This is a genomic window from Lactiplantibacillus argentoratensis (genome assembly GCF_037290055.1).
Classification (GTDB): Bacteria; Bacillota; Bacilli; order Lactobacillales; family Lactobacillaceae; genus Lactiplantibacillus; species Lactiplantibacillus plantarum.
In genome coordinates this window covers 2,483,462-2,503,709 of the sequence record NZ_CP147647.1, presented here as the reverse complement: position 1 = coordinate 2,503,709, position 20,248 = coordinate 2,483,462, and the positions used below count along the sequence as shown (strand labels likewise).

Sequence of the window (20,248 nt, the reverse complement as noted above, 5' to 3'; positions counted from 1 at the left end):
ATTAATGAAAGCAAATTTGAAAACTAACATGGCGTGGCTCGGTGTGATGGTTATCGGCTTTGTTGTGATTGACGGTTTAGAGCTGATGGGCGTCATTAACTCGTTTATTGAAAATATGCTGGTGACGATTGGTATCAACGTTATATTGGCGGTGGGACTCAATCTGATTATTGGGTTTGCAGGCCAGTTCTCACTTGGTCACGCCGGCTTTATGGCAATTGGCGCCTACGCGACTGGTATTATGACCCAAACAATGGCGACGCCCGCAGGATTTTATCTGTCGATGATCGTCGGCATGGTGATTGCCATGGAAGCGGCGGTCATTGTTGGCATCCCAACATTACGATTGCGCGGTGATTACTTAGCCATTGCGACGATGGGGGCGGCCGAAATCATTCGGATTCTAATCAATAATCTGAAAATTACGAACGGTGCAGCGGGGTTATTCAATATCCCGGCACTTGCTTCGTGGGCAACGGTGTACGTTTTGATGTGTCTGACAACGATTATCACGGTCAACTTTATTCATAGTCGCGGTGGTCGGGCCGTGATGGCTGTGCGGGATGATGAACTTGCGGCTGGTGCCATGGGAATCAATACGACGCGCTGGAAGTTAGCCGCTTTCGTCTTTGGCGCGGCGACTGCTGCGATTGGCGGGTCGCTGCATGCAGCCTATATTCAAACGATTGCACCGGGTGATTTTAATATCATGGCGTCCATTGCGATTCTGATTATTGTCGTCCTCGGTGGGGTCGGTAGCATTACCGGGACTTTCGTGGCCGCAATTGTATTAGGCGCGCTCGACACGGTCCTACAAAACTTCGGAACGGTCCGGATGATTATTTATTCATTGGCACTGATCTTGATTATGATTTTCAAACCAGCTGGACTGTTAGGAACGTGGGAGTTCTCATTCGCGCGCCTATTCAGACGGCGGTCGGCTAAGGAGGCGGTTAACCATGAGTAGTCGGTTATTAGATGCACAAGGACTAGTCAAGAATTTCGGTGGCCTGACCGCCGTTGCTGACGTTTCACTCCATTTTGATCAAGACGAACTGATTGGCTTGATTGGCCCGAATGGTGCTGGCAAAACCACGTTATTCAACTTGTTGACTGGTGAAACACCGGTTAGTTCGGGTAGCATTAGTTTCTACACGGACCAGGGTGTGGTGTCGTTAAATGGCAAGCAGCCCGCTGCGATTGCTCGGGTTGGTATTTCACGGACGTTTCAAAATATCCGGTTGTTCAAGGAGATGAGTGTTCTCGATAACGTGCGCATTGCAATGACCAATCATTACCATGAACGGTTTTTGACTAGCATCCTGCGCTTACCTAAGTATTACCAGACTGAGCGGGCAATGACCCAGGCGGCACAAGCCTTATTAGCGATGTTTGATTTGACCGCCGTCGCTGATCAGCCCGCAAAGAGTTTACCATATGGTATTCAGCGGCGATTAGAGATTGTGCGGGCCCTGGCGACGAAGCCCAAGTTACTCTTCCTTGACGAACCCGCAGCGGGTATGAATCCCGAAGAAACGGCGGATTTGACGCGCTTGATTCGACGGATTCAACAAGAGTTTCATATTACCGTGGTGCTAATTGAACACGACATGTCACTAGTCATGAACGTGGTCGAACGGCTCTACGTATTGGAACATGGGGCTCTGTTAGCAACTGGGACGCCACAAGCCATTCAACATGATCCGGCCGTTATCAAGGCCTACCTAGGAGGGGTGTAAATGCTTAAAGTACGTGATTTAGTCGTTAATTATGGCGCGATTCAGGCAGTCAAAGGAGTTAGTTTTGACGTGCAACAGGGTGAAATTGTTACGTTGATTGGTGCTAACGGCGCCGGGAAATCTACGTTGTTGCACACGATATCTGGCTTGATGCGTCCGGTCAGTGGCGCTATTCACTATTTGGATCAACCCATCCAAAAGACGGCCGCTCCTAAAATTGTGCGGGCGGGTATTTCGCAAGTTCCTGAAGGACGCCATATTTTTCCCGGCCTGTCTGTTCAAGAAAATCTACACATGGGTGCTTTTTTACGGCAGGATCGGGGTCAATTGGCTCAGACTTATCAGCAAGTTTACGACTACTTTCCAATTTTGAAGAAACGTCGGCATCAAGATGCCGCGACGCTCTCAGGTGGTGAACAACAAATGTTGGCGATGGGCCGCGCACTGATGGCGCAGCCCAAGCTGATGTTGCTTGACGAACCTTCAATGGGATTAGCGCCCATCTTTATTAATGAGATCTTTGAGATCATCAAGGCAATCAATCAGGCTGGAACGACGGTTTTACTAATTGAACAAAATGCCAATCAAGCCCTGAAAATCGCTGACCGCGGCTATGTCTTAGCTAGTGGACAAGTCAAGCTTAGTGGTCGGGGTTCCGAATTATTAGCTAATTCAGAAGTTCAGAAAGCTTATCTAGGGGGTTAAGTATGAGTGTTGCAGATTATATGACACCACGCCTGGTCGTTGTTAGTCCTAAAACGACGATCAGTGTGGCGGTTGAATTAATGAAGAAGAATGCGATTCACCGGTTACCGGTCATGGCGGGTAATCAAATGGTCGGTCTAATCACGCATGGCATCATTCAGCGCGCGATGCCATCACAAGCCACGAGTTTGTCGGTGTACGAATTGAACTACTTACTTAATAAGACGACGGTGGACCAAATCATGGAAACGGCGGTTCAGACCGTCGCATCAAGCGCGCAGTTAGAAACGGCGATTGCTACGATGCGGAAACATAAGATTGGCGTACTACCAGTCATGACAGGCGACCAAGTTGTGGGCATCATTACCAATAATGATATCTTGGATGCGTTCTTAAATATTGCTGGTTACGGTCAGCCGGGAATCGTGACCCGGGTGGTGGTCCAGCATGACCATGTCGGCGTAATTTTTGCCATCGGAAAAGTCTTAGCAGAACACGATCTAAGTATTCAGACGTTAATGGTCGTGAATCACCAGGCTGAAAAAGTGATTGAGCTCCACGTGAATAGTGAACGGGCCGCCGATGTTAACCAAGTTTTGACGGCAGCGGGGTTTGAAGTACAACCGGTCAGCGATTAGTCAGTTGAACATTACGTACCGTACCTGATTATGTGATGAAACATGACGAAGATGTGCGGCCATTAAAAAAGATTCAGGATGAGTCCATCCTGAGTCTTTTTTTTCGATGGTGATGCCAATAAATCGCTGATGGGTCAACGATGTTGGAGAAAAGTATGGTTAGAAGTGAGCAGATTAGGGCTTGTGACAGCGACCTGGGGCCTTTTTCGGTTAGTATTATGGCAGAATTAACTCGTGTTTACGAGGAATGGTGAAGACCAAATGGCGCTATTCTTATCCGGCGGTTATGAGGAATACACAGAATTTTTAGTTAGATGACGAATTTGATAACCAAGTGATCGTAATCAAGAAGAATAAGTTTAACCGGACCCTTGCAATAAAAAAATTTATTATTGACCTGATTCAATGCGATGTGATGACTTAGTGATTATTGTGTAAATATTAACAAAGCGGCGATTGAACCGTTTTCTCACTTAATAGTGACTTAACGAAAAATTAATACCGAACACTAAATATGGCCAGAACAGTTGACCTTGTTGATTTTCGTCGGTTAACAAAGAAACAGCTCAAAGATTAAGGGGTTGTAATTGTTGAAAAGTGTGGTAAATTATTAGTGCAGTTAATGAATTAGGCAAACTAAAGGGGATGCACGATATGAAAAAAGTAGTAGGCAGTTTACTCATGACCAGTACCATCTTATTGGGGGCCTTAACGCCAATCGTTGGTCACGCGGCCGATGGTGAAAATCGGAGTGGGACGACGAACGCAACGGCAACGTTTACGGCGAATACCACTAATCCAGTTGATCCGGTCGATCCGACTGACCCAACGAAGCCACTTGACCCTAAGCCTGGTGATGGCGATAACGGTGCCAATTCCGGTGCTGGTTTGTCACTGATCTACGCGCCCGGTAAACTTGATTTTGGTTCGCATGAAATTGACGTGATCAATAACCAAAGCTATAAAGCATTGACTGGTAGCGATGGTAGCACGGTCACCATGGGGTCAACGGGTAAAGTTGGCTTACAAGTCTCTGATCAACGCGGGACGAATGCGGGTTGGACATTGAGTGTCGCCGCTGCGGATGGCACGGATGGCAACTTAAGTACGCTTAAGGGGGCCACGGTCTCCTTACCTGCAGGGACGGTCATTTCTTCCGGATCGGAAGCTAGCAACGGCAGTACCGGTGGTAATGGTGCGGTTGGACAAGCCGTTGAACTCGATTTAGGTAGCCAGGCTTCAACTAGTGCCGGGGCGTCCTTTACGGGGACAACTTCTGGGAACGTCATGACGGCAGCGGATAAGAGTGGGGCGGGGATTACGTCTGACTTGCTCGATCCGGCTGCAGTCAAGTTGAACGTCGTGGCTAACACGGCGGCCGCTACGACTTACAAGGGTGTCCTAAACTGGACGTTAACATCATCAGCAGATAATTAAATTAATGAACTTGGAGATGACCACGTAATAGTGGGCGTCTCTTTTACATAATAATCGACGGGGGGACGCAATAATGAAGAAAATGATGCGGTGGTTAGGGGCCATCTTAGTGATGATCAGCGGCTTGGCCGCGGTGGTTCCAGCACAGGCAGCCAATACGGACACCAGTAATAATATTGGTTTTAGTGTCGCGGCCCAAACGCCGAAAAACCAAATTGATAAACAGGCAACGTTTTTTGACCTCAAAATGACGGCGGGGCAGACCCAAACGTTGCAGACGCGAATCTACAATACGACTAACCGGGATATCCGCGTTGCGATGGGGATTCATACGGCATATACCAACAGTGGTGGCGCCATTGAATACGTGACCCCGGCGAAAAAGTATGATGCCTCACTGCAGTATCGGGTCGACCAATTGACTAAAATCAAGGGGCCAACGACGGTGACGGTTCCAGCCAACGGTTCTAAGCTGGTCAGTGCCCAAACGACCATGCCGACTAAGGATTTTAACGGTGCCCTGTTAGGTGGTTGGTATTTTAAACGCGTCGATCAAAAGGTCACTGGTGAAGTGAAGGGTGCGACGAATATTAGCAGTGAATATTCTTATGTGGTGGGCATCAAGTACAGCTTAGGGACTGCGCCCACGCCCGTCTTGAAACTAAGCGATGTCGCTGCTGGAATGGTTAATTATCACCGGAGTATCGTGGTGACGTTACGCAATACTGCAGCAGTGATGATACCACGGGTTACCATGAAGACGACGGTCACAGCCAAAGATAGTGGCAAAACCGTTGTCAAGGCGACCAAACAAGGCGTGATGTTGGCGCCTAATACGACGTTTAATTACCCACTGTTACTCAACAAACAGAAGCTTCAAGCGGGGACGTATCATTTACACTTGGTTGCGCACAATAGCGCTCATAAGTGGACTTTTGACCGCGATTTCAAGATTAGTGCTGCCACGGCTAAGACGTATAACCAGGATACGGTTGATGATAACGGCATTAGTATCTGGTGGTTGATCGGCCTGGGCGCTCTCGGTATGCTGATTCTAGTCTTGCTAATCTTGTGGCTAGTGCTTTTCTTGAAGAAGCGGCGGCAATCCCAAGACTAACAGCAATCGGCTCGGTGTTTAGTTTGGGACTGCTAAGCGTCATGAACAATTAGTAGCTGGGCAAAAAAGGGGGACTGACAAATGATGCGATGGCTGTTGATACGGGGCTTACTGGGCTTATTAATCGGCCTAGGACCATCCATCGGGGGAGCTGCTCAGACGGTGGGCACTTCGTCGACACAAATACAGTTCTATACGTCACGTTCAGCGGACAAACAAACGCCTACGACGGTGCAACAAATTCCGCAGGGCGATGTGGTGTACGCAACGAAGGCTGTCAAAGTCGCCCCCAAGAGCTTTACCGGTCAGTGGCAACGGGTGCTAGCGACGGGGCGTTTGCCCCAAACCGGGACCCAAGCGAATCACTATTATCAGTGGCTCGGGTTCATGACCTTAATGACACTCTTATTAGGGTGGCAGGTGCTTAAGTTAATGCGTGAAGGGGGGGGCGAACACGTGAAACGACCGCGGCATATTAAGCTAGGCATGCTGTTACTCAGCTGCTTAGCGTTTATCAGCATGCTAACGATTACGAGTCAGGCAGCGGCGCCCGTGACGTCTGCGACAACGACAATCGCTAATTCGAGTAATACGTACTACACTTACTTTGGTAACAGTGGTGATGCAGTTGGCGGCAATATCTCGAGTGGGATTGCAAAATATCCAACTTTAACCAAAGTGACGGCCAACTATGCGGATCAGGGGCGCATATCGACCAAGACGACTACAATGACGTTGACCTTTAGTGGCTCGTTGGTTACTAAGGGTGATGAGATTGAAACGCTATATTACGATGTGTTCTATGGACAAGGAAGCGGAGTACCCGGGGCTTCTTTGGTGACCAAGACGCCGACAAACATGGCGACTGGTTCCAGCACAGTCTATATGAATGCTAGTAAGACATTGACGGTCGATATGAGTAAACTGAAGGATAATCTGCCAGTATACATTGGTTTTCGATTAACTACGAAAAAATGGGAAACATCCACGTACCGCTTGGCAGTGTTTAATCGGATTAGCCTTAATACGACGCTGAATACGCCAACAACGACGGATACCACTCTGACAGGAACTGGGATTGCCGGTAATACCGTCAGCACGACAATTAATGGTAAGTCGTACACGGCGACAATCGGTAGTGATGGCAAATATGAAATTAAGTTAAATGATGGCCTCAGTGGGGTCACTTCAGTCACAGTAACGCAGACGGGCGAAGCCGATTATGGTGAATCCGAATCGGTGACTAAGGACGTGACGATACCACCGCTGACAATCAAAAGTAGCAGCACAGCGGTGAATTTGTCCGTGAGTGATCTAGCGGCGTTAACGTCTGATAGCGATGCTGTTAATTGGTTAGTTAAGCAGGCTGGCGTGGTTGCGACGAATCCTAGTAATGCTAATGATACGATGACTTATCATGCGAGTGAGAGCGGTCTGGTCGCGTTATTCAAGGGGCTCGCTGATAATCAGAGTACCACGGTCCACATCTATGCGACGAGCGCCAGCGGCTTAACGTCTGATAAAATTGCACTACAAGTAACTAAGTTAGCAGGGACGCTGTCGTTTGGTCAATTAACGACCAATATGAGCTTCGGCGATTTAAAGGTGCCGTTGACACCACAAGTCTATCAACCGACTAATCCACTAGCCATCAGTGTGACTGATACCCGGGCGACCGGGGCTAAGTGGTATTTGTACGTTAGTGCCACGCCGCTGACATCGACAACGGTCAGTGGACGGACGTTGAAGGGCGATTTGGTTTACCGTGATGGTAGTGCACAGACCGTCTTAACGAATCAAGCGACGTTGGTCCAACAGGGACAAAAAGTCGCGGGGACGACCGATACGGTAGTCACTGACGATTGGTCGACAACGAAGGGAATCGGATTATCAGCGCAACCAGGTATTTACGCTGATACTTATCAAGGTACCTTGAGTTGGACTCTGAGTGATACGCCAGATAAATAAGTTAGCGTGTATCAGTTGCGTGACGGGGACTTTGACCAGTTACACCTGAATTTTTTACTGGTTCGCAGTTGACAAGTTAGGTGTCGTCATGGTTTACTATTAGCTATAAATTGAAATGGAGGATGACTAATATGTCATTAGCAACTAACCTTCAATTAAATAATCAATTTGCCTTTAGCTTTTTCTTTAGATAGCGTTTGTATTCGTTTGATGGATACAAGCGCACGCAACGCGTTTGTATCTATCGAGAGCTAAAGTTATTCAACATGACTTAAACGCCAGGTAGATGCAGGGACAATCTATCTGGAAAAATATCGGGCCCGATAAAACACCAGTTAGATTCTTCCCAGAATCTAACTGGTGTTTTTTGTTTTCAGTCCGGTTCATCAAGACGTTGATGAACGTTGGGCGAACCAGACAATTTTTAAGGAGCGTTTCAAGATGAAAAAAACAACTTTAGGGGTATTAATTTTAGGTGCTGGGTTACTATTAGCTGGTTGTGGCAAACAAGCAACGAGTGGTCAGCAAAGCGTGTCGGTGGGCATCTTACAGGTGGTTCAACATGGTTCACTAGACCAAGCGCGCAAGGGCTTCAAAGCCGGATTACAAAAAGAATTAAAAGCGCATAACAGTAAAATAACGGTCAAGTATCACTATCTAAATGCACAGGGTGATCAGAGTAATTTGAATACAATGAGCCAACAACTCGTCCAACAGAAAAATGATTTGTTAGTTGGCATCGCAACGCCAGCTGCTCAGGCATTAGCCAAGAAAACGACGACGGTGCCGACCTTGGTTACGGCCGTAACCGATTTGAAAGCGGCGGGGTTGGTGAAAAGTGATACGAAGCCCCAAACTAATGTGAGCGGCACGAGCGATTTAATGCCCGTCGGCAAACAATTACAGTTATTGAAGAATATGAGTACAGGTAATAAACCGTTGGGGATTATGTATAACTCGTCAGAAGAAAATTCAGTGCTACAAGTCAAGTTGGCGAAGGCTTACGCGAAAAAGCACGGTATCAACTTAAAGGTCGTTAGCGCAACGAGTACTAATGACGTTGCCAGTGTTTTGGCCGGTTTGACGGGTAAAATATCTGGCTTTTACTTACCAACCGATAATTTGATGGCGAGTGCGATGAAGACGATTGGTCAGAAGACCAAGGCTGCAAAGCTACCAGTGGTAACGGGTTCGATTGAAATGGCTGAAGATGGCGGGACTGCGACGTATGGTCTTAACTATTACGAATTAGGTGAACAGACTGGAAAAATGGCTTACCGAGTCTTAATCAAGAAGCAAAAGCCGCAAACAATGGCGGTTCAAACAGCTGACAAGTTACACCTCTACGTCAATAAAGCGAATGCTAAGGCAATCGGCTTACAACCAAGTACAATCAAGCAACCATAAGAGGGGAGCGAGGTAATATGTTAATCACGAGTATTGGACAAGGTTTATTATGGGCGCCACTGGTTATCGGGGTGTTCCTCACTTTCAGAATTTTAAACATCCCTGATTTGACCACCGAGGGTAGTTTTCCATTAGGGGCTGCCGTGACGATTAGTAGCATATTGGCTGGACAGTCAGCTATCGTGGCGAGTTTATTAGGATTTGTCGCCGGATGTTTGGCTGGTTGGGTCACGGGGGTATTAGATACTAAGCTTAAAATGCCGTCATTATTGGCCGGAATTCTGACGATGACGGGACTATATTCCATCAACATGCACATTATGGGCAAAGCGAATATTCCCTTGCTTGACCAGAAAACGTTGATGGGATGGTTACCAGCGAGCTGGTCTTTGAATTTACAAACCATCGTGATTGGGTCTGTGGTTACGCTGGTCGTCCTGGCCGGGTTGATTTGGTTATTCCAGACGCGTTTGGGACTATCTTTGATGGCAACGGGTAATAATCCTGCGATGAGTGCTGCGAATGGAATCTATACCGATCGGATGGTCATTATTGGCTATATGTTATCTAACGGTTTGATTGCTTTATCGGGTGGTCTGGTTGCACAGAGTAACGGTTACGCGGATATTGGGATGGGAATTGGGACGATTGTCATCGGGCTGGCTTCAGTCCTGGTTGGTGAAATCTTCTTACATGGTCGTCAAATCTGGGTCCGTTTGACTGGAATGGTCGTGGGCGCCATTATCTATCGTTATTTGTTGACTTTGGCAATGGGCTTAGGTTTCCCCGTCAATGACTTAAAGATTTTATCAGCGGCGATTCTTGTCATCGTCATCTGCTTGCCACTATTACAAAATAAATACCGGACAAAACGGCAGTTACGCCGGTACCTTAAAGAGATTGGAGTCGATCAACATGCCACAACCAACTATTCTGAACGTCCAACACTTGCAAAAAGTCTTCTTTCCCGGAACCAGCAACGAGCGGCACGTCTTAAAGGACGTGAATCTAACGATTGAACCTGGCGAATTTGTGGCGGTTATTGGGAACAACGGCGCCGGCAAGTCGACCTTGCTCAATACGATTGCAGGAACGTTAAATACGGATGCTGGAGAGATTACACTAGCCAATCATCGTGTGACCAATCGTCCCGTTGCGTATCGGTCACGGTGGGTGGCCCGGGTGTTCCAAGATCCTAAGTTGGGTACCGCTGGCGAACTAAGTGTGGCCCAGAATCTCACGTTAGCCCAACGTCATACGGGGAGCTTGAGTCTGCGCCGTTATCGCCAACGTGGACAGGAAGAACGATACTTAAGGTTGCTGGCTAGTCTTAATATGGGGTTAGAAGCGCGACTGAATACGCAAGTGAAGTATTTATCCGGGGGGCAACGGCAAGCCTTATCCTTACTGATGGCCACCTTGAGCCAACCAGAGCTGTTGTTGCTGGATGAGCATACGGCGGCGCTTGACCCGAAGACGAGTGCGGAAGTGATGGCGCTGACCCAACAAATCGTGACGGCCAATCATCTGACAACGATGATGATTACGCACAAAATGAGCGATGCGTTGACATACGGCGACCGACTAGTGATGGTACAGGATGGTCAGATCAAGTTGGACGTGCGTGGTGCCGAAAAGCAAGCATTGCGGACGGATGACTTGGTGACGATGTTCGCAGCTGAGGTGTGAGGCTGTCATTGCAAAAAACGACTTGTAACGGCCGATGATTAGTTAGCAGGTCATTATCTTACTTAACGAATTTCGCAATCAAATAAATGATCAGTCCTAAACCGATGAGACCACCGATGATAGATATAATGAAAATTAAATCGCCAAAATACATTGGTCTTCCTTTCTAGCTTAGCGCATGCTGAGCAATACCAAAATATAATTATTGTAGGTTCGGTTAGTCACCGCTTCGTGCAAATCATGATTAAGGCGTGCTGTTAGTTTAGATTGCAGTTCATCAACACGTGTTCGTCCGACTTCCGAGGCTAGGTGACAATCGTTTTAGCATACCATATTAGTTTCGTGGCGATAATATTCATATGACGTATAATTCTGGAAAGATCAGTTAATTGAATAATCCATAATTGCCGGTAAACGTTGTTAAATGGCGAATGAGTTACGTTAAGGAAAATTTAAAGAATTGTCCGGCGATTTGATTATCGAAAACAGCCCCCTGCGTATCAAATACGTAGGGGGCTGTTCATATAATTGGCGCATGCAACAAGTTATTTCGTCGTGACCAACATAATCTCATCACTGACTTTGACTTGGTTGGTCAACATCTTGAATTTCATCAAATTGACAGCATCCATGTTAGTGATGATAACCATCATGGTTGTGGCCTTACCAGCAGCCTTAATCGCTGCCAGGTCAGCTTTGGCAACTACTTCGCCATGGTGAACGGGTTGATCGGTTTGGACTAGTACTTCAAAGGGAGCACCGTTCAACTCAACGGTATCAATACCCATATGCAGCAGAATTTCTAACCCTGAATCGGTTTTAAAACCGATTGCATGCTTGGTAGGAAAGACGGTGCTGACCGTCCCGTCGACCGGCGCCGTAATCGTCCCGTCTGCGGGATCAATTGCGAAGCCATCGCCCAGCATCTTCTTAGCAAATGTGTCGTCGTCGACGTTTTCAATATCTACGTACTGACCGTTAGCGACGCTGTAAAAGTCGGTGGTCACACCACTAGTGATATTAGTCGCAGTTGGTGCTGTCGCAACAGCTTCATTGCTAGTCGTGGTCTTAGTAATGGGGGCGTTCGTGAGCTTTAAGCGGCTCAACGCGTCGGCGACGAATTGGACTTCGGTCCCAATAATGATTTGTAGATTATGGTCGTCTAATTTGTTAATACCAGCAGCACCACTGTGTTTGATTGCGGCTTCATTAATGGTTGACGTATCGGCTAATTGCAATCGGAGACGGGTCGTGCAGTTATCGACAACCGTTAAATTATCGGCACCACCGAGCGCAGCGTAAATTTGCTTGGCTTGACGTGTGTATTTGTCATCATCCGCATCAGTGGCGATGGCTAAATCATCGGCGTCATCGGCTGTCACTGGTTCGCGGCCCGGTGTCATCAAATGGAACTTCTTGATTGCGAAGTCAAAGCCAAAGTAGTAAATGACGGCTAGAACCAATCCTTGTAAGATCAACATTAAAGGTTGATTAGCAATCGGGTTTTTAAGGCTTAAAATGTAGTCAACTAACCCGGCGGAGAAGGCAAAACCGGCTGTCCAGTGCATGAAGGCAGCAAAGGCTAGCGATAAACCAGTGAAGATTGCGTGTAAAACATAGAGTGGCCAAGCTACGAACATAAATGAGAACTCTAATGGTTCGGTCACACCGGTAAAGAAGGACGCAAACGCACCGGCCATCATCAGGGACGCCGTTTCAACTTTACGTTCTGGTAGCGCATTGCGGTAAATCGCGTAGGCCCCAGCTGGTAAACCAAACATCATGACTGGGAAGAAACCAGCTTGGTACATCCCAGTCACACCCTTGATCCCTTTGTGTGCTAAGAATTTACCAATATCATTGATGCCAGCAACGTCAAACCAGAAAACGGAGTTGAGTGCTTGGTGCAACCCAGTTGGAATCAATAGGCGGTTGAAGAAGCCATAGAGGCCGGCCCCGACGGCACCGAGACCCACGATGAATTTGCCAAAGGTAACTAACGCATCATAGACGGGCGGCCATACAATGAGAAGCGCGACGCTGACTAATAACATGGTCAGCGCGGCTAAGATTGGGACTAGACGTTTACCACTGAAAAATGAAAGAGCCATCGGTAGTTTGGTCTCGTGGAAGCGATTGTAAAGAGCTGCGGCAATCAGACCAGAGATGATCCCAATGAAGACGTTGCCAATTTGACCAAACGCTGGATTAACAGTGGTTACCTTGATATTCAAGAGTGTGGCGACCGCTTCTGGTTTTAAAACGTTAGTTGGTAATTCAAAGGCAACTAAACCAGCAAGGGCGGCTGCGCCATCTTTATCTTTTGACATACCGAGTGCCAAACCAACTGCAAATAGTAGTGGTAATTGGCTCAGAACAGCGTTACCACCGGCTTGTAAGAAGTGCGCGACGATGTCGTTACTAGCAGATGCCCACCAGTTACCAATTCCCACAAGTAAAGCTGCTGCGGGTAGAACGGCAACGGGTAATTGCAGTGAACGGCCCATACGTTGCAAATAATTCTTCATGTACAAAATCCCCCTAAAAAGATAGTTTTGAATAAGTGCAATCATTATTGTACGGTGCTGAAAGCGCTATTACAACCGCTTTTTATTGGTATAGTCCATTGGTTTAATAAGAATAACAGTACAATTGGGAGTGGTCTAATATAAATACAAATACGGAACTACAAGTCCGACAAGCATAAGTAATACTGGTATAAACGATGACCCCAGGTAATGAGCATAAAAAATAAATATTGGTCGGAATAATAGATGCTAATGATAGCGATTTCAAAATAATTGTGAAAACAAATACAAAATCAGTTATAATAAGATTGATTAATGAATTTGTTACTTTTAAAAAAGGAGTTGTTTAGGATGCCAACAACCATGACGACTAATATTAAAAATAATGATTTTAAAGACGTGGTGTTTAACCGCCAATCAGTACGGCAGTTTGATCCGACTGTCAAAATTGACCGTGAAGAATTGCAAACGATTATTGATGAGACAATCAGCGCACCATCAGCATGCAACTTGCAATCCTGGCATTTTGTGGTTGCCGATAGTGCGGACGGTAAGGCAAAGGCGAAGTCGGTTTTAATGCCATTTAATTATCCACAAATTGATTCTTGTTCAGCCATGATTTTTGTCCTGGGCGATACGCAATCGCATTTGGTCTATCGGGACGTGTGGAATAAAGCTTGTGAAGAAGGACGCATTACCCCGGAAAAGCGGGATCAAATCTTCAAGACGTTCTTACCAATGTATGAAAATGCGAGTCCAGAATTTCTACAAGCTGATGCGATGATTGATAGTAGTATGGCCGCAATGCAATTACTATTGATTGCCCGCGCACATGGCTATGATGCTAATCCAATTGCGGGTTATGCGGCAGATAAAGTCGCGACGACCTTTGGCTTGGATGCCAAGCGCTATGTACCAGTGATGGCTATTGCACTTGGCAAGGCGGCTAGCGAACCGATCACGACAACGCGTTACGCTGGTACGCAGGTTACCGACTTCATTTAATTGAGCTAACCTTTTTAACTCGCGAAAATATCGCGAGTTTTTTTGTCATCGGGCTTGTTCTCGAACGCGTTTGAGCAGGTATACTAAGGGTAAGATTAATAAAATAATTGACGGGAGTACATTGGCATGATTAATTATTTGTTTTCAGATTTAGATGGGACGCTATTGAATTCCCAAGGAATTGTGAGTCCACAAACTGTTCAAGCAGTACGAGAAAGTGGCTTACCAATGACGCTTGTATCAGCTCGCGCACCTATTGAAATGCGTGATACAATTCAGGCACTAGGGTTAACAGGCCCCCAGATTGGCTTTAATGGTGGTTTGATTTTTGAATATTGTCAGAATCAAGTTAAGGCGTTACAAGCAGCCCCGTTAGATCAGAAATTAGCATTACAAGTGCTCGAGTTTGTTAAGACGGAGTCGCCGACAGTTAGCCTGAGCTGTTACACGCAAACGGATTGGGTGACGGAAAAAGTTGATGCTGGGACTCGTACAGAACAGCAGCTGACGGGACAAATAGTAACACCGATTACGAGTTATACAGATTACTTTCGGCAATATCCTGCAGCTGTTTTTAAAATTATGATTATGACCTTAGACAAACATGTTATGGCAACACTCGCAATGGCCCTTAAACAATTGGTCGGTAGTTACGCTAGTGTTAAATTATCTGGACAGACGTATTTAGAAGTAACTAGTGCTCAGGCACAAAAGTCTCGTGGAATTGCATTTATTAAAGAACGATATCATTTAACAACTAATGAGATAGCTGCCTTTGGTGATGGTGAAAACGATTTGTCAATGCTGAGGGCGGTTGGTTTACCAATTGTAATGGGCAATGCTGATTCAACTATTCAGCAATATGGGCATCGTGTGACCAAACGTAATGATGAAGATGGCGTGGCTTACGCCTTGTCGCATTTAATCGGGAGGTAATATTGATGACGAACATTCATGATATTGCCCGTTTGTCTGGTTATTCAGTTTCCACCGTTTCGCGCGTACTGAATCATCAAAATTATGTTTCTGCCAAAACTCGTGGAGATATTGAAGCGGTAATCAACAAATTAGATTATGTTCCAAACGCCGTAGCTCGTAACCTGAGTCGGGGGGCAACGTTAACTATTGGAGTTGTGCTGCCGCATGTTGATCATCCATACTTTACTCAACTGTTACATGGAATTATGCGAGCTGCTTTTGCTGCGAATTATCACATTGTATTACTACCATCCAAATGGGACTCGCAATTAGAGTTGAAATACTTGGAGGCACTCCGTCAGCATGCTTATGATGCACTGATTTTTACATCCCACGGGTTGCCAATAAAAAAACTTGCAGTTTATCAGCGTTACGGACGAATCGTATTGTGTGAAAATCCCCATGACTATTCTTTACCAGCTGCCTATGCCCAGCGTACAGCGACGTATGTTGAGGCGTTTACGTATTTAAAACAGCGACATCATCAGCGAATCGCGATATTAACAAGTCGACCGCTGGAGGTTAGTGCCACGACACAGGCGATGGTTGGGGCCTATGAACAAGTTTATCAGCGGACATTGTCACCGAAGTTATTGTATACCGGAATCATTACGGCGGAAGATGGCGAGCATGCTGGAACCTATTTTGCCCAACTTACTGAACCAGTGACCGCGGTACTGACTAATGGTGATGACATTGCAGTGGGGATGCGTCGAGCTTATTTGGCTGCGCAACGGCCTGTTCCACTTTTGATTGGGCAGGAGCATCAGTTGTCTGGTGAAGTGTTGGGCATTCCAACCATTGATCATCATTTTGAAGTCGTGGGAGCTCGGGCATTAGAATTAGCAATCAGTGAACATCCGCAAAGTATTGCTTTGCCGGCCGAACTCATCATTAATAATTAATTACACTAAATTGAATAGTAATAAGTCCGCTCTTTCTGAGAACTGCTGGTCAGAAAGAGCGGACTTTTAAGTTATCGTGCAAATCGTAGTCTTGATAATTGAGGTAAAAGCAATATCGTTAATGATAGTTGCGGTGAAGTCGCGATTGGACAGGTAAAAAAATGTTTATATAATTAGTTAGCTTTTGTTGCGTTTGTCTAACTATCGTGCTAACATAAGCATCATTCAAATCAAGGAGGACAAAAATTCATGACAGTTAATAATCGTGATTTATTTAGTAGTTTTGGGAAGTTATTTCAAAATCGGGCCTTCGTCATGGCGGTTGCCCAACAATTTCATTTTGGAGACCATGGTTCTGAGCGTGGCGGGCGTGGTCAAATGGGCATTTTACGGGTATTGGCGGATGCACCCGCTGGTTTAACCAATGCTGAGATTGCTGAGATCTTGGATATTCGACCAAGTTCAGTTAGTGCCACGTTGAATCGGTTAGAAGACGGGGGCTTGATTGAACGCGAACCAAGTGCGCATGACAAACGGGTGGTGATCGTGCGGTTAAGTGACCGTGGTCGTGAGATGGCGGACCATCGCGCGCAAGGAACGAGTGATCTGGCGGATCAGTTATTTGGTAATCTGACGGATGATGAGCGCGATCAGTTACAACATTTATTAGATAAGTTGCGGGCCAATGCGGATGACATCGATATTCAAGATTTAATGCAATTTGGTCAACAACACGGTTTTGGCCCACGTCCCGGTTGGGGTCATGGGCATCATTGGTTTAATTAAATTTTAGAAACACGAGGCATAAGAGCGGATGGAACGACCACAAGCAGCATACTCGCGTCCAGCGGGTGGTAAATTTGATTTAAAACAATTCTTACAATTGATTCGGCACGCTAGCCCTCGTTATTGGCAACTCTGGTTGGGCTTGGCATTAGGCTTATTGGCGACTGGTGCGCAGTTGATGGTGCCCAAATTTGCTCAAACGTTGATTAATGGGTTTAGTCACGGCGTTAATCAGACCTTACTAATTGGTGTGATTGGCTTATTCTTGATCAGTGCAGTCATTAGCGCGTTATCAGGTTCCTTATTGGGGATTTTTGGTGAAAATGTTGTCGCTAATTTACGGGGGACTTTATGGCATAAATTAGTCCGGCTCCCGGTTCGCTACTTTGACAACGTTAAGACGGGTGAGATGACGTCGCGGTTGGTGAATGATTCGACGCAGATCAAAGACTTGCTCGCTAACGCATTTCCGCAAGTCGTGACGTCACTGATGCAATTGGTTGGGGCCATCGCAATCATGGTCTTAATGGACTGGCGAATGACCTTGATTATGGTCTTGGCGATTCCAGTTGTTTTATTAGTCATGTTTCCAATCATGCGGCAGACGGGTAAGATTGGTCATGAACGCCAAGATGCTTTAGCTAATTTTAGCGGGACGGCAGAAGAAACGCTGAGTGAGATTCGCTTAGTGAAATCGTCCAATGCTGAACCAGTGGAAACAACGACTGGTGCACATCAGATTAAGACGTTGTATCGAATTGGACTACGCGAAGCCATTTATGATTCCATCTCAAGTCCAGTGATGACGGCAACGATGATGGCGTTATTCGTTGGGGTACTATTGTATGCGTCTGCGCGGGTTGCCAGTGGAACGATGACGATGGGGACTTTGGTCTCATTTCTAATGTATCTGTTCCAAATCATTGGCCCAGCTGGGATGCTTGGTCAGTTCTTCACCACGTTAGCAAAGGCCAGTGGCTCGACGGCCCGGATTCGGGAGTTGTTGAATGAACCAGAAGAACAATTGACGGTTGGCGTTGAACATGCAGTCGCCAATGAAACTTTGGCGATGCACCATGTTGACTTTGCCTATGATGATGATCAACAAATTTTGCACGATGTCAGTTTTGAAGCTAAACCAAATACGGTGGTGGCGTTTGCGGGACCGTCTGGTGGTGGTAAGTCGACTATCTTTGGCCTTCTGGAACGTTATTATCAACCAACTGCTGGCGAAATTAGTATTGGCGGGCAAGATGTTAATGAACTAAGTCTCAATAGTTGGCGGTCACAAATCGGGTATGTCAGTCAGGACTCGGCAATCATGGCCGGCACGATTCGTCAAAACTTAACGTACGGTGCTGATCGGTTATACTCCGACAATGAGTTGTGGCACGTCTTAGAATTAGCTTCCGCGGCTGACTTTGTACGCGCCATGGCAGATGGCCTTGAGACGCAAGTTGGCGAACGTGGGGTTAAAGTCAGTGGTGGTCAACGGCAACGGTTAGCCATTGCACGGGCTTTTCTACGGGACCCCAAGATTCTAATGCTCGATGAAGCCACTGCTAGTCTGGATTCTGAATCGGAGGCGATGGTACAACAAGCCCTCGGCGAATTAATGAAGGGCCGGACGACCCTAGTGATCGCCCATCGGCTGAGCACAATCGTGGATGCGGATCAGATTTACTTCATTGAAGATGGGCATGTGAGTGGTTCAGGTACGCATCAAGAGCTAATGGCGAACGTCCCACTCTATCGGGATTACGTTAAAATTCAATTTAAAGATTAACTAAAAATAGTTGGTTACCATGACGTGGGCACGTGGCAATCAACTGTTTTTGTTGTCTAGTATCGGTCAGAAAAGCATAATTTGATGAAATATGTCGGGATGGATTGTTATTATAAAAGAATATACATTTTCTTGATTAAGCGCTATCATTGTTATGATAACTAGTTTAATTGATAAAGGAATGATAAAACGATGCAGTCATTAGGAGTTATTGATATTGGTGGAACGACCATTAAGTTTGCTGTGTGGCAAGATCAGCAATTAGTTGCTAAGACTAAAGTTACGACGCCCACAACGCTAGCTGAATTTTACACTTTGCTAACCACGCAAGTCGCGCAGATGAAACGCGATTATCAAATTGCTGGTGTAGGCATTAGTTCGCCCGGGGCTGTCAATAAGGCAACTGGAATTATTGAGGGTGCCAGCGCGCTGCCGTATATTCATAATTTTCGGATTCAGCCGGAATTACAACGACGTTTTGAATTACCGGTCAGTATGGAAAATGACGCCAATTGTGCGGCGTTGGCTGAATTGGCGGATGGGGCTGGGAAACAGGTTGCTAGCCTGTGCTTCTTAATTGTGGGAACCGGTGTTGGTGGGTCGGTCATTGTGAATCATCAAATTTGGCACGGTGCGCACTTATTTGGTGGTGAGTTTGGATTCACGCTCATGAATGACCATCAGATCTTAAGTGAGGTAGGTACTGCGGTAGCTGTTGCGAAGCGGTACAACGCGAGCCATCCAGCTCAACCTAAGCTAGACGGGCAAGCCGTGTTTGAACTGGCTGCCAAGGGTGATACTGATGCTCAAGCCGAAGTTCAAGTTATGGTTCGGGCCTTAGCGCGGGCCATCTACAACTTACAATACAGCTTTGACCCGGAATTGATCGTGATGGGCGGGGCGGTCTCAAATAATCCGCACCTACTCCCAGCAATCAATGCTGAAATCGAAAAATTGCGGGCAACGGTCAAAATTGCTTCTATAAAACCAGATGTTGTGGCTTGTCATTTCACCGATGAAGCTAATTTACGGGGAGCGGTCGTTGACTTTTGTCAGACGTATCCGGACATTCAAAAATAAAAGTCTGAAAAGTCGATGGCAAGCAAGTTATTCGCATTCCAACGCAAACTTACTTAGAATAGTTATAATGATTATAAATTCTAAGTAAGGAAGTATGGACTGATGGTAATGCGTGATCTAAATATTGGCACGAAAGTCGGATTAGGCGTCCTCAATGACCGGTGGGCTGCGTTAGTGCTGATCAACCTGAAGGCGGCGCCAACTGAGATTATGAATTTGCGCCAGCGAGTTAGGGGTCTTAGCACGCTTAAACTACTGAATGTTTTAGCTAAATTAACCGAATTAGGATTAGTTGCGACTTCAGGGAACTATCAATTTCAGTTGACGACTGCGGGCGTTAGTTTTCAAAAGCAACTGCATCAGTTGGAAGTGTGGGGCGATCAAATGATCGTGACCATGCACTGAATATAATAAGTATTGACTGTCGTGACTAAAAGCTGGTCGTAATCCACAATTATGGGATTATGACCAGTTTTTAGT

Annotated in this window: 18 protein-coding genes; 17 read left to right on the top strand and 1 reads right to left on the bottom strand. The window is 46.3% G+C overall.

All coding sequences use genetic code 11. From position 1 onward, the window contains the following. The first annotated feature begins 4 nt into the window (after positions 1 to 4). The 10 genes from V7R88_RS12015 to V7R88_RS11970 all read left to right on the top strand — a co-directional run bounded on the left by V7R88_RS12015 (position 5) and on the right by V7R88_RS11970 (position 10,700). The gene (locus tag V7R88_RS12015) at positions 5 to 967 is read left to right on the top strand and encodes a branched-chain amino acid ABC transporter permease (RefSeq protein WP_226319804.1); all 963 of its coding nucleotides are present in this window, start codon (positions 5 to 7) and stop codon (positions 965 to 967) included. Beyond that, entirely contained in the window at positions 960 to 1,739 is a 780-nt protein-coding gene (locus tag V7R88_RS12010) for an ABC transporter ATP-binding protein (RefSeq protein ID WP_054397184.1), read from the top strand. Before V7R88_RS12015 ends, V7R88_RS12010 begins: the two co-directional genes overlap by 8 nt. Then, a complete protein-coding gene (locus tag V7R88_RS12005; RefSeq protein WP_338816258.1) occupies positions 1,740 to 2,444 on the top strand; it encodes an ABC transporter ATP-binding protein in 705 nt (234 codons plus the stop codon). It begins immediately after the preceding gene. Between the two features lie 2 nt (positions 2,445 to 2,446). Beyond that, on the top strand, positions 2,447 to 3,082 hold the full coding sequence (locus V7R88_RS12000) for a CBS domain-containing protein (RefSeq protein ID WP_054397180.1): 636 nt from the start codon (positions 2,447 to 2,449) through the stop codon (positions 3,080 to 3,082). 654 nt (positions 3,083 to 3,736) lie between these two features. Beyond that, positions 3,737 to 4,519: a WxL domain-containing protein gene (locus V7R88_RS11995; protein ID WP_003646063.1), complete on the top strand. Its 783-nt coding sequence runs from the start codon at positions 3,737 to 3,739 to the stop codon at positions 4,517 to 4,519. A 73-nt stretch (positions 4,520 to 4,592) separates the two neighbouring features. Next, complete coding sequence (locus tag V7R88_RS11990) at positions 4,593 to 5,636, top strand: DUF916 and DUF3324 domain-containing protein (RefSeq protein WP_129531773.1); 1,044 nt, start codon at positions 4,593 to 4,595, stop codon at positions 5,634 to 5,636. Positions 5,637 to 6,092: 456 nt separating this feature from the next. Next, positions 6,093 to 7,604 carry a cell surface protein gene (locus tag V7R88_RS11985; protein WP_057717697.1) on the top strand — a complete coding sequence of 504 codons (1,512 nt, stop codon included), beginning with the start codon at positions 6,093 to 6,095 and terminating at the stop codon, positions 7,602 to 7,604. 441 nt (positions 7,605 to 8,045) lie between these two features. Further along, positions 8,046 to 9,011 (top strand): ABC transporter substrate-binding protein, encoded by a 966-nt coding sequence (locus V7R88_RS11980; RefSeq protein WP_057717691.1) that lies wholly within the window; start codon positions 8,046 to 8,048, stop codon positions 9,009 to 9,011. Positions 9,012 to 9,028: 17 nt separating this feature from the next. Then, on the top strand, positions 9,029 to 10,030 hold the full coding sequence (locus V7R88_RS11975) for an ABC transporter permease (protein WP_057717692.1): 1,002 nt from the start codon (positions 9,029 to 9,031) through the stop codon (positions 10,028 to 10,030). After that, entirely contained in the window at positions 9,927 to 10,700 is a 774-nt protein-coding gene (locus V7R88_RS11970) for an ABC transporter ATP-binding protein (protein ID WP_015825906.1), read from the top strand. Before V7R88_RS11975 ends, V7R88_RS11970 begins: the two co-directional genes overlap by 104 nt. A 545-nt stretch (positions 10,701 to 11,245) precedes the next feature. Here the strand turns inward: V7R88_RS11970 and nagE are convergent. Next, positions 11,246 to 13,228 (bottom strand): N-acetylglucosamine-specific PTS transporter subunit IIBC, encoded by a 1,983-nt coding sequence (nagE, locus tag V7R88_RS11965; RefSeq protein WP_054397167.1) that lies wholly within the window; start codon positions 13,226 to 13,228, stop codon positions 11,246 to 11,248. A 351-nt stretch (positions 13,229 to 13,579) separates the two neighbouring features. On the opposite strand from nagE, the gene V7R88_RS11960 reads away from it, so the two are divergent. The 7 genes from V7R88_RS11960 (at position 13,580) to V7R88_RS11930 (ending at position 20,173) form a co-directional block, all read left to right on the top strand. Continuing rightward, a complete protein-coding gene (locus V7R88_RS11960; protein ID WP_054397165.1) occupies positions 13,580 to 14,233 on the top strand; it encodes a nitroreductase family protein in 654 nt (217 codons plus the stop codon). Between the two features lie 126 nt (positions 14,234 to 14,359). After that, positions 14,360 to 15,169 carry a Cof-type HAD-IIB family hydrolase gene (locus V7R88_RS11955; protein ID WP_054397163.1) on the top strand — a complete coding sequence of 270 codons (810 nt, stop codon included), beginning with the start codon at positions 14,360 to 14,362 and terminating at the stop codon, positions 15,167 to 15,169. A 5-nt stretch (positions 15,170 to 15,174) separates the two neighbouring features. Continuing rightward, complete coding sequence (locus V7R88_RS11950) at positions 15,175 to 16,116, top strand: LacI family DNA-binding transcriptional regulator (RefSeq protein ID WP_054397161.1); 942 nt, start codon at positions 15,175 to 15,177, stop codon at positions 16,114 to 16,116. 249 nt (positions 16,117 to 16,365) lie between these two features. Beyond that, positions 16,366 to 16,902: a MarR family winged helix-turn-helix transcriptional regulator gene (locus V7R88_RS11945; protein ID WP_015825904.1), complete on the top strand. Its 537-nt coding sequence runs from the start codon at positions 16,366 to 16,368 to the stop codon at positions 16,900 to 16,902. 28 nt (positions 16,903 to 16,930) lie between these two features. Continuing rightward, a complete protein-coding gene (locus V7R88_RS11940; RefSeq protein ID WP_003642231.1) occupies positions 16,931 to 18,688 on the top strand; it encodes an ABC transporter ATP-binding protein in 1,758 nt (585 codons plus the stop codon). 192 nt (positions 18,689 to 18,880) lie between these two features. Beyond that, positions 18,881 to 19,768: an ROK family protein gene (locus tag V7R88_RS11935; RefSeq protein WP_054397158.1), complete on the top strand. Its 888-nt coding sequence runs from the start codon at positions 18,881 to 18,883 to the stop codon at positions 19,766 to 19,768. Positions 19,769 to 19,870: 102 nt separating this feature from the next. Then, positions 19,871 to 20,173 (top strand): winged helix-turn-helix transcriptional regulator, encoded by a 303-nt coding sequence (locus V7R88_RS11930; protein WP_054397156.1) that lies wholly within the window; start codon positions 19,871 to 19,873, stop codon positions 20,171 to 20,173. The last annotated feature ends 75 nt before the right edge of the window (positions 20,174 to 20,248 follow it).

Excerpts from the sequence above, each read along its gene's own strand:
- V7R88_RS12015 (WP_226319804.1), top strand. The coding sequence starts at position 5 with ATGAAAGCAAATTTGAAAACTAACATGGCGTGGCTCGGTGTGATGGTT.
- V7R88_RS12010 (WP_054397184.1), top strand. The coding sequence starts at position 960 with ATGAGTAGTCGGTTATTAGATGCACAAGGACTAGTCAAGAATTTCGGT.
- V7R88_RS12005 (WP_338816258.1), top strand. The coding sequence starts at position 1,740 with ATGCTTAAAGTACGTGATTTAGTCGTTAATTATGGCGCGATTCAGGCA.
- V7R88_RS12000 (WP_054397180.1), top strand. The coding sequence starts at position 2,447 with ATGAGTGTTGCAGATTATATGACACCACGCCTGGTCGTTGTTAGTCCT.
- V7R88_RS11995 (WP_003646063.1), top strand. The coding sequence starts at position 3,737 with ATGAAAAAAGTAGTAGGCAGTTTACTCATGACCAGTACCATCTTATTG.
- V7R88_RS11990 (WP_129531773.1), top strand. The coding sequence starts at position 4,593 with ATGAAGAAAATGATGCGGTGGTTAGGGGCCATCTTAGTGATGATCAGC.
- V7R88_RS11980 (WP_057717691.1), top strand. The coding sequence starts at position 8,046 with ATGAAAAAAACAACTTTAGGGGTATTAATTTTAGGTGCTGGGTTACTA.
- V7R88_RS11975 (WP_057717692.1), top strand. The coding sequence starts at position 9,029 with ATGTTAATCACGAGTATTGGACAAGGTTTATTATGGGCGCCACTGGTT.
- V7R88_RS11970 (WP_015825906.1), top strand. The coding sequence starts at position 9,927 with ATGCCACAACCAACTATTCTGAACGTCCAACACTTGCAAAAAGTCTTC.
- nagE (WP_054397167.1), bottom strand. The coding sequence starts at position 13,228 with ATGAAGAATTATTTGCAACGTATGGGCCGTTCACTGCAATTACCCGTT.
- V7R88_RS11960 (WP_054397165.1), top strand. The coding sequence starts at position 13,580 with ATGCCAACAACCATGACGACTAATATTAAAAATAATGATTTTAAAGAC.
- V7R88_RS11955 (WP_054397163.1), top strand. The coding sequence starts at position 14,360 with ATGATTAATTATTTGTTTTCAGATTTAGATGGGACGCTATTGAATTCC.
- V7R88_RS11950 (WP_054397161.1), top strand. The coding sequence starts at position 15,175 with ATGACGAACATTCATGATATTGCCCGTTTGTCTGGTTATTCAGTTTCC.
- V7R88_RS11945 (WP_015825904.1), top strand. The coding sequence starts at position 16,366 with ATGACAGTTAATAATCGTGATTTATTTAGTAGTTTTGGGAAGTTATTT.
- V7R88_RS11940 (WP_003642231.1), top strand. The coding sequence starts at position 16,931 with ATGGAACGACCACAAGCAGCATACTCGCGTCCAGCGGGTGGTAAATTT.
- V7R88_RS11935 (WP_054397158.1), top strand. The coding sequence starts at position 18,881 with ATGCAGTCATTAGGAGTTATTGATATTGGTGGAACGACCATTAAGTTT.
- V7R88_RS11930 (WP_054397156.1), top strand. The coding sequence starts at position 19,871 with ATGGTAATGCGTGATCTAAATATTGGCACGAAAGTCGGATTAGGCGTC.